Annotated in this window: 13 protein-coding genes, 1 tRNA gene and 1 pseudogene; 7 read left to right on the top strand and 8 right to left on the bottom strand. The window is 63.0% G+C overall.

Annotated elements, in window-relative coordinates:
- Positions 1–5: 5 nt before the first annotated feature.
- Complete coding sequence (locus tag RX329_RS01250) at positions 6–671, bottom strand: glutathione S-transferase family protein (RefSeq protein WP_085349216.1); 666 nt, start codon at positions 669–671, stop codon at positions 6–8.
- Between the two features lie 151 nt (positions 672–822).
- Here RX329_RS01250 and RX329_RS01245 point away from each other — a divergent pair, with 151 nt between their 5' ends.
- The 4 genes from RX329_RS01245 (at position 823) to panE (ending at position 4,672) form a co-directional block, all read left to right on the top strand.
- Positions 823–1,419: a DUF2239 family protein gene (locus tag RX329_RS01245; RefSeq protein ID WP_085349217.1), complete on the top strand. Its 597-nt coding sequence runs from the start codon at positions 823–825 to the stop codon at positions 1,417–1,419.
- Positions 1,420–1,505: 86 nt separating this feature from the next.
- Complete coding sequence (locus RX329_RS01240; RefSeq protein WP_026233859.1) at positions 1,506–2,855, top strand: MATE family efflux transporter; 1,350 nt, start codon at positions 1,506–1,508, stop codon at positions 2,853–2,855.
- A 92-nt stretch (positions 2,856–2,947) separates the two neighbouring features.
- Entirely contained in the window at positions 2,948–3,562 is a 615-nt protein-coding gene (locus tag RX329_RS01235) for a 2-hydroxychromene-2-carboxylate isomerase (RefSeq protein WP_085349218.1), read from the top strand.
- A gap of 186 nt (positions 3,563–3,748) precedes the next feature.
- A complete protein-coding gene (gene panE / locus RX329_RS01230; RefSeq protein WP_085359599.1) occupies positions 3,749–4,672 on the top strand; it encodes a 2-dehydropantoate 2-reductase in 924 nt (307 codons plus the stop codon).
- 12 nt (positions 4,673–4,684) lie between these two features.
- Here panE and RX329_RS01225 read toward each other — a convergent pair whose 3' ends face one another.
- The 4 genes and pseudogenes from RX329_RS01225 to RX329_RS01210 form a co-directional block, all read right to left on the bottom strand.
- Positions 4,685–5,278, bottom strand: a complete 594-nt coding sequence (locus RX329_RS01225) for a c-type cytochrome (protein ID WP_018459679.1) — start codon at positions 5,276–5,278, stop codon at positions 4,685–4,687.
- A gap of 216 nt (positions 5,279–5,494) precedes the next feature.
- Positions 5,495–6,775: a PQQ-dependent sugar dehydrogenase gene (locus RX329_RS01220; RefSeq protein ID WP_085349220.1), complete on the bottom strand. Its 1,281-nt coding sequence runs from the start codon at positions 6,773–6,775 to the stop codon at positions 5,495–5,497.
- A gap of 358 nt (positions 6,776–7,133) precedes the next feature.
- A pseudogene (locus tag RX329_RS01215) lies at positions 7,134–8,135 on the bottom strand (NAD-dependent epimerase/dehydratase family protein).
- A gap of 75 nt (positions 8,136–8,210) precedes the next feature.
- Positions 8,211–8,285, bottom strand: a tRNA-Gly gene (locus tag RX329_RS01210).
- 275 nt (positions 8,286–8,560) lie between these two features.
- On the opposite strand from RX329_RS01210, the gene trxA reads away from it, so the two are divergent.
- Entirely contained in the window at positions 8,561–9,484 is a 924-nt protein-coding gene (gene trxA / locus RX329_RS01205; protein WP_007598659.1) for a thioredoxin, read from the top strand.
- A gap of 31 nt (positions 9,485–9,515) precedes the next feature.
- Positions 9,516–10,193 carry an LON peptidase substrate-binding domain-containing protein gene (locus RX329_RS01200; protein WP_018459676.1) on the top strand — a complete coding sequence of 226 codons (678 nt, stop codon included), beginning with the start codon at positions 9,516–9,518 and terminating at the stop codon, positions 10,191–10,193.
- Between the two features lie 12 nt (positions 10,194–10,205).
- Here the strand turns inward: RX329_RS01200 and RX329_RS01195 are convergent, their stop codons facing one another.
- A complete protein-coding gene (locus RX329_RS01195) occupies positions 10,206–12,569 on the bottom strand; it encodes an EAL domain-containing protein (RefSeq protein WP_244559931.1) in 2,364 nt (787 codons plus the stop codon).
- A gap of 30 nt (positions 12,570–12,599) precedes the next feature.
- On the opposite strand from RX329_RS01195, the gene RX329_RS01190 reads away from it, so the two are divergent.
- On the top strand, positions 12,600–12,767 hold the full coding sequence (locus RX329_RS01190) for a hypothetical protein (protein WP_240543269.1): 168 nt from the start codon (positions 12,600–12,602) through the stop codon (positions 12,765–12,767).
- Positions 12,768–12,998: 231 nt separating this feature from the next.
- Here the strand turns inward: RX329_RS01190 and RX329_RS01185 are convergent, their stop codons facing one another.
- Together RX329_RS01185 and RX329_RS01180 are read right to left on the bottom strand one after the other, a co-directional pair.
- Positions 12,999–13,592, bottom strand: a complete 594-nt coding sequence (locus RX329_RS01185) for a cytochrome b/b6 domain-containing protein (protein WP_085384733.1) — start codon at positions 13,590–13,592, stop codon at positions 12,999–13,001.
- A gap of 47 nt (positions 13,593–13,639) precedes the next feature.
- Positions 13,640–13,918, bottom strand: coding sequence for a PepSY domain-containing protein (locus RX329_RS01180; RefSeq protein ID WP_007598654.1), 279 nt, complete (start codon positions 13,916–13,918; stop codon positions 13,640–13,642).
- Between the last annotated feature and the right edge of the window lie 68 nt (positions 13,919–13,986).

Here is a 13,986-nt window from a genome sequence, read left to right as displayed (position 1 = left end):
GCTAACTATCGCCCCACCTGATACGGCCCGCCCTTTTCGAGGGCGCGGCTGTAAGCCGGCCGTGCATGAATGCGCTCCAGGAACGCCATCGCCTTGGGGTGGCCGAGCTCGAGCCCGCCGCGCGCCTGGGCAGCTTCGAGCGGAAAGCTCATCTGGATGTCGGCGGCGGTGAACTCGTTGCCGGCGAACCACTCGGTCTTGCCGAGCTCGCCTTCCCAGTAATCCATGTGCTGCTTGAGCTGCGGATTGACCAGCGCAGTCAGCGCCTGGTTCGAGACCTTGCGCACCAGCGGGCGGAGCAACGCCGGCGCGCGCTTCGGCATCAGCGTGAACAGCAGCTTGAGCAGCAGCGGCTGCATCGCCGAGCCTTCCGCATAGTGCAGCCAGTAGGTGAAGCGCAGCCGCTCCGGCGTGTTCGGCGGCGGGACCAGCCGGCCGTTGCCATAGGTGGCGATGAGATATTCGATGATCGCGCCGGATTCGGCGATGGTGTTGCCGTTGTCCGTGATAACGGGCGACTTGCCGAGTGGATGGATGGCGCGGAGCTCCTTCGGCGCGCGCATGTCCGGCTGGCGCTGATAGCGCACGATCTCGTAAGGCACGCCCAACTCTTCGAGCAGCCACAGCACGCGCTGCGAGCGGGAATTGTTGAGGTGATGAACGGTCAGCATCGCGTGGTCCCCGGGGCTAGGCATAGTTCGATCGGCCGCGCGTTCGTGCCAGCCCGGGAACGCAATGTCGAGCCATCCGGTCGGGTATTTTAACCCGGGTATATTGACCTTAGCAATTTACCCGGGTATTAAAGCTGCCATCGCGACCAATATGGCAATGATTCCAATGCAGAAGACTTTCACCGCTTTCCAAGGGCATCGCCGTCTGGTCTCCGGGCCGGCAGGAGAGGTCGCGCTGGTCATCAAGAGGATGACGGAGCGGCCGGACGAGCCCATCATCATCTTCGAGGACGCCACGGGCAGATCGATCGACTTCGATCTGCGCGGCGGAGACCGCGAGGTGCTGGCGCGACTGGCGAAGCTGGTCCCGCCCCCGGTTGAGGAGACCCCATCGCCGAGCGAGCCGCGCGGTCGCGGCCGGCCGAAGCTCGGCGTGGTCGCGCGCGAGGTGACGCTGCTGCCGCGGCACTGGGAGTGGCTCAGCGCGCAAGCAGGCGGCGCCTCGGTCGCACTACGGAAACTTGTCGAAGAGGCGCGGCGTGCCAGCGGCGACAAAGACCGCGAGCGGCAGGCGCGCGATGCGGCCTATCACTTCATGTCGACCATGGCCGGCAATCTGCCGCAGTTCGAGGAAGCATCGCGCGCGCTGTTTGCGGATGATCGGCGGCGTTTCACCGGACTGATCGCGGATTGGCCCGCCGACATCCGCGACCACATTGTCAAGCTCGCCTACAGCGACCGCGCTTAGGTGCGCGCCTTCTCACAACCCCATCGACGGCCAGGCCACGCGCATTGCGCGTGGCGACGGTTTCGCAGGCCCTGAAAGGCCAATCCATGTCCGCAGCCAAGCCGCTCTGGAAAAGTTTTCTGCGCTTCCTCGCGCCGTTGATGCTGAGCAACGCGCTGCAATCACTGTTCGGCACCGTCAGCAACGTCTATCTCGGCCAGATGATCGGGATCGACGCGCTTGCATCGGTCTCGGTGTTCTTTCCGGTGATGTTCTTCCTTTTCGCCTTCGTCATGGGGCTGAGCACCGGCGCCACGGTGCTGATCGGCCAGGCCTATGGTGCGGGCGAGCAGGGCCGGATCAAGCTCATCGTCGGCACGACGCTCGCAATCGGCCTGCTGCTCTCGATTGCAATTGCACTGATCGGCGGCATCTTCAGCCGGCAATTGATGATGATGCTCGCAACGCCCGCAGACATTCTCGACCAGGCTAGCGCCTATGCCCGCATCATGCTGCTCACCATGCCGCTCGGCTTCGTCTTCCTGCTGATGACGGCGATGATCCGCGGCGTCGGTGACGCGCTGACGCCTTTGCTGGCGCTGGCCTTGTCGACCGCGATCGGCTTGATCCTGACGCCGATGCTGATCCGCGGGTCGTTCGGATTGCCGGCGGCCGGCATCACCAGCCCGGCCTGGGCGGCAGCGATCGCCAACGCGCTGACGCTGGTCGCGCTGGCGGCCTATCTGCTGCGGAGAAAACATGCCTTGGCACCGGACGCTGCACTGCTGCGCCATCTGCGGCTCAATCGTGTGGTGCTGGGACAGATCCTCGGCATTGGACTGCCGAGCGCGATCGGCATGGTGGTGATGGCGATCGCCGAGCTGGTGCTGCTCGGCCTCGTCAACGGCTTCGGCTCGAACGCCACCGCAGCCTATGGCGCGGTCAACCAGGTGATGGGCTACACGCAGTTCACGGCGATGTCGATTTCGATAGCAGTTTCCATCCTCGGCGCCCAAGCGGTCGGCCGCGGCGACAGAGCGGGGCTCGACGGCATCGTGCGCACCGGACTTGCGTTCAACATCGTCCTGACGGGCGGACTGGTGGCGCTGATCTATCTCGCGCCGCGCGCCGTGCTCGGCATCTTCATCACTGATGACACCGTGCTCGAGCTGGCGAAGAGCTTGCTCAACATCGCACTGTGGAGCTCGGTGCCGTTCGGCCTGGCGACGGTGTTTTCCGGCGCGATGCGCGCTGCCGGCGTGGCACTGACGCCAATGCTGCTCGCGGTCTTCGCCATTATGGCGATCGAGCTGCCATCCGCAGTGATCCTGAGCCGCACGATTGGCCTTCAGGGTGTGTGGGCCGCCTATCCGATCGTGTTCTGCGCCATGTTCCTTTTGCAGATGGGCTATTACCTTCTGGTGTGGCGCAAGCGGACGATCCGGCGCCTGACCTGACCAAATCATCAAGAGATTATGACCGTCATTAAACGGTAGACCCGCGGCGCGCGCTGCGCCACAATGCGAAAAAAAAAGCGACGTCAGGGAGCATGATTTTGACCCGCACAGCCCCGCAATTCCTGTTCGATTTCGGCAGTCCGAACGCCTATCTCAGCCATCTCGCGATCCCCGCCATCGAGCAGCGCATCGGCGTCAAATTCGAATATGTGCCGATCCTGCTCGGCGGCATCTTCAAATCGACCAACAACAAGTCCCCCGCCGAGACGCTTGCCGGCATCAAGAACAAGCGCGAATTCCACGCGGTCGAGACCGAGCGCTTCGTCAAGCGCTTCCAGGTGCAGCCCTATGTCATGAATCCGTTCTTCCCCGTCAACACGCTGAACCTGATGCGCGCAGCGATCGCGGCGCAGCTCGAGGGCGTGTTCGAAACATACGTCGAAGCCGCCTTCCACCACATGTGGCGCGAGCCGAAGAAGATGGACGATCCGGAAATCGCCGCGAAGGCGCTGGCGTCCTCCGGCCTCGACGCGCAAAAGCTGTTCGCTCGCGCCGGGGAACCGGAGGTGAAGGGCAGACTGATCAAGAACACCGAGGAGGCTGTCGCGCGGGGCGCGTTCGGCTCGCCGACCTTCTTCGTCGGCAACGAGATGTTCTTCGGCAAGGAGCAGTTGCGCGAGGTCGAGGAGATGGTGTCGGGGAAGTGATTTTCTCGAAGCAGGGAAACCGAACAATGTCCTCGACGTCATCCTGGCGAAAGCCAGGACCCATAACCACCGGATCGCGTTTGGCGATAGGCGGGGGCTCCGACTTGTCCGACAAGAGGCAGTCGGGGTAATGGGTCCTGGCTTTCGCCAAGACGACGAAAAAGAACCAACAACAAGGACAATCCCATGCGTATCCTCGTGGTCGGCGCTGGCGCCATCGGCGGCTATTTTGGTGGCAGGCTGTTGCAGGCCGGCCGCGACGTCACCTTCCTGGTCCGGCCGCGGCGCGCCAGCGAGCTCGCGAGCGCCGGCCTCGTCATCAAAAGCCCGAACGGCGACGTGACCTTGAAAAATCCGCCGACCATTCAGGCCGACGCGCTCAAGGACAAGTTCGACGTCGTGCTGCTGAGCTGCAAGGCCTTCGACCTCGACGACGCCATCAAATCGTTCGCGGCAGCAGTCGGGCCCAATACGGCGATCATCCCGATGCTCAACGGCATGAAGCATCTCGATATCCTCGACGACAAGTTCGGCAAGGAGCGCGTGCTCGGTGGCCTCTGCGCCATCGCCGCGACGCTCAACGAGAAGCGCGAGGTGGTGCAGCTCCAGCCGATGCAGTCGATCAATTACGGCGAGCGCGACGGCGAGCTGTCGGATCGCGTCAAGGCGATCGACGAGGCCTTCAAGAGCGGCATCGCTGGGGCCACCGCCAGCCAGAACATCGTGCAAGACATGTGGGAAAAGTGGGTGTTCCTTTCCTCGCTGGCCGCGTCCACCAGCCTGATGCGCACCTCCGTCGGCAATATTCTCGCCGCTCCCGGCGGCAGGGATTTCCTGCTCGGCATGCTGGACGAGACCAGCGCGATCGCCACCGCGTCGGGCTACACGCCGGGCGGGCCGTTCTTCGAGCGCGTGAAGGGCAACCTCACCACCGAGGGTTCACCGATGACGGCCTCGATGTTCCGCGACGTCAAGGCGGGCCTGCCGGTCGAGGCCGATCACGTCATCGGCGACCTCATCGCTCGCGCCGATGCCGCCAAGGTGCCGGTGCCGAAGCTGCGCATCGCCTACACGCATTTGAAAGCGTATGAGAAGCAGCGGGTGGGGTAGCCGCAGCTTCCGCTATTTGAAATACGCGAGATAGTGCGAGACGGCGGTGATTTCCTCATCGCTCATGTGATAGGCGACATCGGCCATCGCAGCGCCACCGCCGCCGACGCGCTGGCTGCTCTTGTAGTCGTGCAGCGCCTTGACCAGGTATTCCTCGCGCTGGCCCGCCAGCCGCGCGACGGCCTTGGTGCCGGCAAAGCTATCCGTATGACATGAGGCGCAGCGGCGGCCGGCGGCAACTTGGGCGCCCTTTTTCGACAGGTCCGGATCCTTGTCCTCCGCCGCTGTGGGCGGCGTCAGCGCGGCGAAATAGGCGCCGAGATTGCGGACGTCCTCGTTGGTGATTTCCTCGGCGATGGGTTGCATCTGGTCGTTCTTGCGCGAGCCGGCGCGGAAAAACACGAGCTGCCATTGCAGAAATTGATCGGGCTGGCCCGCGAGCGAAGGAATGTTCTCGGTCTGCGAGATGCCGTTCTCGCCGTGACAGCCGGCGCAGACGGCGGCCTTCTCCTTGATCGCGGCATTGTCGGCGGCGCTTGTGGGGAGAGAACCGAGCGCGAGGAGCGCGACCGCGCTGATTGCGTGCGAGATGAACTGCCGGCGCATGATTGGAATTCCGATCTATCGAACGCGTCATTCCGGGGCGAAGAAGCGCGAGCTATGATGCGCAATGACGCATCTGAGAATTCGATAACCCGCGTTCGTGGCCAAGGGTTCCGGACTTGCGCGCAAGCGGTGCGCGATCGGAAACGACAGCGTGCGAAATTGAAATGAGAAAGGCTGCGGCGCCCTCTCGGCACCGCAGCCTCGCGTCGTCTTACGCTACTTCTTGCTGTAGCTGATGCGGTAGATCGCGCCGGCCCAGTCGTCGGCGACCAGGATCGAGCCGTCCTTGGCGAGAATGATGTCGTCGGGACGGCCGAGATAGCCTTGGTCGCCCTCGATCCAGCCGGAGGCGAACACCTCCTGCTTGGCGTTCTTGCCATCGGGGCCGACGATCACGCGCATGATGCGGCCGCCCTGGTACTTGTGACGATTCCAGGAGCCGTGCTCGGCGATCAGGATGTTGTTCTTGTACTCGGCCGGGAATTGGTCGCCGGTATAGAACTTCATGCCCAGCGGAGCGACGTGAGCGCCGAGGTTCAGCACGGGCGGCGTGAACTCGGAGCATTTGTGGCCCATCGCGAACTTGGTATCCGGCAGATCACCCTGGTGACAGTAGGGATAACCGAAGTGCTCGCCGATCTTGCTGATCATGTTCAGCTTGTCTGAGGGCAGATCGTCGCTGATCCAGTCGCGGGCATTCTCGGTGAACCAGAACTTGCCGGTGCGCGGATCGACGTCGCCCCCGACCGAGTTGCGAACGCCGAGCGCATAGATTTCCGCATTGCCGGTCTTGGGATCGACGCGGCGGATCTGCGACACGCTGGTCGGGGGAATGCCGATGTTGAAGGGCGGTCCGAACGGAATGTAGAACCAGCCTTCCTTGTCGACCGCGATGTATTTCCAGCCATGCGCGGCATAGGACGGCATGTCGTCATAGACGACCTTGCCCTCGCCGGGATTGTCGAGCTTGTTTTCGATGTCGTCGTAGCGGATCAGCTTGTCGACCGCGATGACGTAGAGGGCACCGTCCTTGACGGCCAGACCCGTGGGCATGTTCAGGCCCTTGAGGATCGTCTTGACCTCTTTCTTTCCGTTGTTGTCCTTGATCGCATAGACGTTGCCGAGGCCGAACGAGCCGACGAACAGCGTGCCCTTGTCACCCCAGGCCATCTGCCGCGCGGCCAGCACGCCGGAGGCGTAGACCTCCATCTTGAAGCCCGGCGGCAGCTTGACCTTCTTGACGATATTGGCGAGCTCGGCGTCGGACGCGCCGGTGGGCGGACCCGACGGCGGCGCCAGGCCCTTCTGCGCCTCGGTCTCGTCGCCGAGGAACCAGTCGTCCGGCGGATGGGTCCAGAACTCCTTGGTGCCGGATTCGTATTTCTTCAGCGGCTTGTTCTTGTCCTGCTGCTGCGCGTGACCGACGCTTGTCCCCGCGAGAAGGGCAACCGCTGCAAGCGCCAGGACGGATTGAAAGACGGATCGATGGAATTTCATCGCGTCACTCCCCTAAGGCAGCCATCAGGGCTGCACATTTATTTTATTTTGCTATCGAGAGGCGAAGTTCGGACTCTGTCGAGAGGACAGACGCAGAAGGTTAGCACATCTGCGAGCGGTGAGAAGCGCGCCGCGTGCGCTGCGATAGCGCTCAGTAAAAATTGAGACGGAAAGGCAATAATCGCGAATGCCGCTACGACAACGCTCTCGCTGCAGCGCGGAATCGAGATCATGCGCGGCTAATTTGCAGGCAGCAGGAGGTCTGGAACAAACGCGAAAACAACCCCATGCAAAGTAGAACGGCTCCGGCCATCTTGCTGCCGGTGACTCCGGGTAGACATCTGACGGATCGAGCGAATTAGCAAAGGTGGCGGCTACGGGCGACGGGGTAAGGACCATCGTCGAAAATCGTCTCATGATAGCCTTTCGACCCGACATCGCGCGCCAGCGTGCTGCGAAAATCGCGGTCATCGCGAAGGCATTCCAGGACATGCGCAAAGTCGAATTCGGGCCGTCAGCCGAGTTCGTGCCGCACGCGCTCGTTGACATAGACGCGGTCAATCGCGGGGAACAGCCGCCAGCCTCGCGCCGCATAGAGCTCCGCACAATCCGGATAGAGCTCGCGCACCACACCGGCCGCATCGCGCGCCAGCGCGGCGAGGTGGCGCTGCTCGAACGGGCTCGTGGCCGACAGGATGTAGCGGGCAAACCGGATGTCCGGCGCGCGCTCGGCGGCGAGCAGATGGGCGCTCACCGCGTCCGCGATATCCAGCCGGCGATAGAGCAGCTCGTTGGCCTGCGCATTCTCCGGCGCGTAAGCCGACCGCATCGCCGGATCGTCATCGTCTTCCGGGAAGAAGCGCGAGGTCCTCAAGACCACGACAGGCAGGCCGCGCTCGCGACAGAACAGCTCGCAGAGAGTCTCAGCCATCAGCTTGGTCGTGCCGTAGATGTTCTTCGGAATCGGCGGCAGGTCCTCGGTGACCCACACCGCGGCTTGGCCCGCCTCGGGGCGAAGCTGCGAGCCAAACGCGCTGGTGGTACTGGTAAAGACAAAACTGCGCACGCCGGCGGCCACGGCCGCTTCAAGCAGGTTGAGCGTGCCGGTGACGTTGGTGTCGACAAAGACTTGCTTGCTGTGGGTCGCCACATGCGGCTTGTGCAGGGTCGCAGTGTGGATCACCGCGGTGACGCCGTCCATCTGGGCCCGGACGAAGTCGGAATCGACGATCGAGCCCACGGCATCGGTGAAGGGCGATGGCTTCAGGTCAATCCCACGCACAGACGAATCGCGCCCGCGGAGCGTGCGGAGAAGACCCTCGCCGAGATGGCCCGCGCTGCCTGTGACCAGAATTGTCATTCGAGACTCAAACGGCCGCCAGAGGCGTGGAAAACCACGTGCCCGTCCGGCTCACTGGATGCTTTGGGAGAAAATTGGAGCGGGCGAAGGGGCTCGAACCCTCGACCCCGACCTTGGCAAGGTCGTGCTCTACCACTGAGCTACACCCGCATCCTGTGTCGGTCGCATGACTGCGCCGGCAACGGCTGTCGTATGCCAAAAGCGGGAGGGGAATGCAACAGCTACCGGCGGCATAGATGCGCAATCGGAGGCCGATATGGACCCGAACGCGGCCAAATGCCCCAAAAAAGGCTCCGGAACCGGCGAATCGGCCCACACGGATTGAAATTCGGCCGTCCCGGCCCAATTTAGGGCCAACAGCGAAGCATATGAATTGGCGACGTGCTAAAGACCCGCCAATTCCAGACATCAGACGAGGGGATCCCGTGACGATCATCGACCAGGGTAACGGAGCAGCGGGCCCGGCTGCCGCCGATCTGATCAAGGACACGACTACCCAGACCTTCGTGAAGGACGTCATCGAGGAATCGAAGCGCCAGCCGGTGCTGATCGACTTCTGGGCGGAGTGGTGTGGCCCCTGCAAGCAGCTCACGCCCTTGCTGGAAAAAGCGGTCAAGGCCGCCAAGGGCAAGGTCAAGCTGGTCAAGATGAACATCGACCAGCACCCGGCGATCCCGGGCCAGATGGGCATCCAGTCGATTCCGGCGGTGATCGCCTTCGTCAACGGCCAGCCGGCCGACGGCTTCATGGGTGCGGTCCCGGAGAGCCAGCTCAACGCCTTCATCGAGAAGCTGACCAAGGGCGTGACCGCGCCGGGTGAGCCGAATATCGCGGAGATCCTCCAGGAAGCCGAGGCCGTGCTCGCAGAGGGCGATGCCGCCGCGGCCGCCCAGATCTACGCGGAGGTGTTGCAGCTCGAATCGACCAACATTGCGGCCCTCGCCGGGCTCGCGAAATGCTACGCCGTCTCCGGCGCGATGGAGCAGGCCAAGCAGACGCTCGCCATGGTCCCGGAATCCAAGCGCAACGACCCGGCTGTGAAAGCCGTGCAGACCGCGATCGATCTGGCCGAGCAGGCGGAACAGCTCGGGCCCGTCGCCGAGCTGGAACAGAAAGTCGCCGCAAACCCGCTCGATCATCAGGCCCGATTCGACCTCGCGATCGCGCTCAACGCGCAAGGCAACCGGGCAGCGGCCACCGAGCAGCTGCTCGCGATCGTCAAGCGCGACCGCAAATGGAACGACGACGGCGCCCGCAAGCAGCTGGTACAGTTCTTCGAGGCCTGGGGCGGCACGGACGATGCAACCGTCGAGGGACGCAAGCGCTTGTCGATCATCCTGTTTTCCTGACGCGCGCTGGCAAGGCCAGGGGACCCGGCAGATGCCGATCAACATCGAATATCGCGGGCCCGCCGACCTTCCGGAGATCCTTCCGGTGTTTCCGCTGCCGGGCGCGCTGCTGCTGCCGCGCGGGCAGATGCCGCTCAACATCTTCGAGCCGCGCTACCTCGCGATGATCGACGATGCCTTTCGCGACGGCCATCGCTTGATCGGCATGATCCAGCCCGACATCGCGCATTCGCCCAAGAATTCCGACAAGCCGGCGCTGTTCCGTGTCGGCTGTGTCGGCCGCATCACCCAGCTCGCGGAATCCGGCGACGGCCGCTACATCCTCGAGCTCACCGGTGTCTCGCGCTTCAAGGTCGTCGAGGAGCTTGAGGTTCTCACCGCCTACCGGCAGTGCAAGGTGGATTTCTTTGCCTTCGTCGACGACTTCACGCCGCGCATGGGCGAGGAGGAGGTCGATCGCGAAGCACTGCTGACGGTGCTGGCGGACTTTCTGAAGGCCAACAACCTCAAGGTTGACTGGGAGGGCGTCGAGACCGCTCCCAACGAAGCACTCGTCAACGCGCTGGCGATGATGTCGCCCTATGGCGTGGCCGAGAAGCAGGCGATGCTGGAAGCGCCCGACCTGAAGACCCGCGCCGAAATTTTGATCGCGGTGACCGAGATGGACCTCGCGAAGAAGCGCACCAGCGGCGATCCGCCGCTGCAGTGAGGGTAGGAATGCTCATGCAGCGTGGTAGGCCGCTTCGGCACCTCGCCGCAGCATGCTGGTGATGCTGGATGCAGGCATCGGCCGGCTGAAATAGTAGCCTTGTGTTTCGACGCAGCCTTCCTCACGGAGGATGTCCAGCTGCTCTTTCGTTTCGACGCCTTCGGCGGTCGTTATCTTGCCGAGGCTGACAGCAAAACGAACCACTGCCCGCGCAAGATGGTGCGCCTCTGCGCTCGGGCTGGATAGTTCGCTGACGAAACTGCGGTCGATCTTGATTTTGTCGAACGGGAATCTCTGCAGAAAGCTCAGAGACGAATAGCCGGTGCCGAAATCGTCCAGGGCAACTCGCACGCCAAGCTCGCGCAATTGTCCGAGCACCGCGAAAGCAGCCTCGCTATCGTGCATGATCACCGTCTCGGTGACCTCGAGCTCGAGCCTGTGTGGCGCCACTCCCGAACTCGCCAGCGCGCCGACAATGACAGCAACGAGTTCCTTGCTCCTGAATTGAGCGGGAGATAGGTTGATAGCGATCCTGACATGCGCAGGCCAATTGGCGGCTTCCGCACAGGCGGTCCGCAAGACCCATTCTCCCAGCGGCACGATAAGGCCTGTCTCCTCCGCAAGCGGGATGAATTCGCTCGGCGTGACCAGTCCTCGCTGTGGGTGATGCCAGCGGAGCAGGGCCTCGAAGCCGCGGGTCTCGCCGGTAGCGGCGCTGACGAACGGCTGATAGTGGAGCTCGAACTGACGATCGGCAAGGGCATCCCGCATATCGTGCTCCAGGTTGCGTCGCGCGTGCATGAGCTCGTCGAGTTCCGGCTCGAAGAAGCGGTATGCGCCACGTCCGCCACTTTTGGCGGAGTAGAGGGCGAGATCCGCGCTCTTCATGATCACGTCGGAATCGCTGCCATCGCGCGGCGCGATGGCGATTCCGATGCTGGTGCCGACCGTGACCCGGTGATCGCCGAGATCGAAGGGCTCGCAAAGCGCCCTTCCGATGCTCTCGGCCAGGCCGGCAGCCTCCACGGCTGGATTGGTGACGTAATCGATCACTGCGAACTCGTCGCCGCCCAGTCGAGCGATCAACGCGGTTTCGGTGGTGCATTCGCGCAGGCGCGCGGCGACGGCGCGGAGCAGGGAATCCCCCGCCGGATGTCCAAGCGTGTCGTTGACTTCCTTGAAGCGGTCGAGGTCGAGCATGAGCACGGCCAAGTCGACGCCACCGTTGCGAGTAACTGCGATGGCATGCTCCATCCGCTCCCTGAGCAGCACGCGGTTGGGCAGATCGGTCAACGCGTCATGTTGCGCCATATGAGTGATTTTGGCCTCAGACCGGCGCTGCTCGGTCACATCGAGATGTGTGGCAACCCATCCGCCACCGGCCATTGGCTGCCGCGTCACGCAGATCAACCGGCCGTCGGCAAACTCGTCGATCCTGCTTGAGACCGCATCGAACGGCAGCGCGGCCAGCTTCGAGATGAATTGCTCGGCAGCCCCCTCGCTGAGATCGCCCTTGAGGATTCCGTTCACGATGCGATGCCTGATGATGTCGGTGTGCGACGTCCCCGTCCGCAGCAGTTCCGGCGGCAGTCGATAGAGTCGGGCGTAGCGCTCGTTGCAGACGACAAGCCGCTTCTCGGCATCAAACATGCAAAGGCCCTCAACCATGTGGTTGATCGCGGTGTCCAGCCTGAGCGTCTGATCCTGCAACTCTCTCTGCGAGCCTTCGAGCTGCTGCCGGGCGATCGAAAGCTGGCTGATGATCTCCTCGAATTTGCTGGTTCTACTTGCCAGGCGGCGGTCGGCGAGTACGCCGATCAGGCTCATCCCAAGTACAGATAGTGCCACGCCGGCGATGGCGAGAGCGAGGAAAGTCGGCGAAAGCGACAGACTGTCGGTTGAACGCGTCGGATCTGGAACGATCTGCACGGCACCCATCGCCGTGAAGTGATGCGAGACGATAGCAAGGGTCAGCAGGACTGCCGCCAACAGTGCGCCCCAGGAGTTCTTGTACCTGACTGCAACAACGAGGGCGGCACAGCCGAGGCACATGCCCAGAATGACCGAGGCAAACACCAGATCCAGCGACCAGGTGACGCGGCCCGGCACTTCAAGTGCCCACATTCCGAGATAGTGCATGCTCGCGATGCCGCCGCCAATGACGACACCGCCTGCCGCGGCGCGCCACCGGCCGGAATAGCCGGCCGCAATGCCGAAGCCGCCCGACGTCAACAGCATTGCCGTAGCAAGCGAAAGCGCCGTCAGTACGATGCCGTAGCCGGTCGTAACGCCGGGTTCGTAGGCGAGCATCGCGACGAAATGCGTTGCCCAGATCCCATATCCGATGGCAGCGCCGGCAATCCCGATCCAGATCAACCGCGTTCTTGCGGGCGCCACGATCGCACGATGAAAGATACTGACCGCGACGCTACTCGCGAGCAAGCAGACCAGACCGGCGAGCAGGACAAGCCGCCAATCGTGCTCGACAGCAAGGCAACCGAAAACCCGAAACATCCCAGCCGCTCCATCGTGGATATTGCCGATAGTGTCCGTGCTAATCCGCCTTCGCGTTAATTTTGTGCAACGCCTGATTGCATGCTTATTGGTTGCTTAACGTGGTCAGTGCAATTTGAAATCTGGCGGCGCGCCCGCGCAGGACAATGCGCGCCACCGCTCGTAGAGCCAACCGAGAGCACTCTGGAACCGGCAGCGAGGCCTGGAGCGGAGGAAGGCGACACCGATTGGCGGGGAGGAGACGCGCCGAACCGAAGCTTCGGTTCTGACACAATCAGAACCAATAGTGCTCTAGAGGTGATGACGGATGCGCTTACGTCCAGTGATCATCGCGCTGATCAGATTCTCGCGCTGGAGGCGTCCCATCATCAGCACGCCCAAGACGTGCAGCACGACCAGGACGATGACCGCATCCGATGAATAGTGGTGGGTGTCCTCGACCCACCAGACCCCGAAAAAGGTCACCGTCACCGACATCGCGCCCGTGATCGTCGAGACCGCCAGCGAGACCAGCAGCGCCACCAGCATCAACGTGCCGGCTGGATTGAGACCGATATAGCGGCCGGTGATGCCGCGGCGCAGATTCCAGAGATAACCCGGCGCGGCCCGAAGTCTGACGCCGACCATGCGAAAGCGCGAATAGCGGCTTCCCCAAAAACCCCAGACCAGACGGAACGCAAGAAGGCCGAGTACGGCATAACCGACGATGCGGTGAAGTCCGTCATAGACGGTCGGCGTGAACCACGCGGCCAGAACGCAAGCCGCGAGCGCCCAGTGCCAGAGCCGCAGCGGGAGGTCCCAGACCGCGACTGTCCGCGCGGCGGTTCGATCCGCGGGGGTCCGGTCGGACCCCCCGCGTGCGTGCGGCACCGTTTCTTCGATCAAGCGAGGACCACCCTCAGGCGTAGCATTGCGCAGACACTTCGCGCGGTCTACTTCGCAATCGTGTGCTTCAGGCTGAGATCTTCTGGGCTGTAGAACAGCTCGTAAAGCTTGCCTTCCTTGACGCCGTAGACCTCGTAGCACGAGCCTTCGATCTTGGAGCGCCGCACCTCGTAGCCGAGCGCCTTGGCCTTGGCTTCGGCGTCGCTCGCCGGCTTCCACGACGCCTTGTCGAGTTTGGTGCAGTCCTTGAAACCATCGGCCAAGGCTGCCGATCCCATGCCAATCCCGATCGTCAATGCAACGGCAACAACACGAATAACCTTCACGAACGTCTCCTCTTCTGTCGTGGGCGCTGCGCCGGCAGGCGAAGCGGGACCGAAGGAAGCAAAGCACA

The organism is Bradyrhizobium sp. BWC-3-1 (assembly GCF_032917965.1).
Lineage (GTDB): Bacteria > Pseudomonadota > Alphaproteobacteria > Rhizobiales > Xanthobacteraceae > Bradyrhizobium > Bradyrhizobium canariense_D.
The sequence above is the reverse complement of the archived record's forward strand: the minus strand, read 5'-3'. Positions and strand labels throughout refer to the sequence as shown.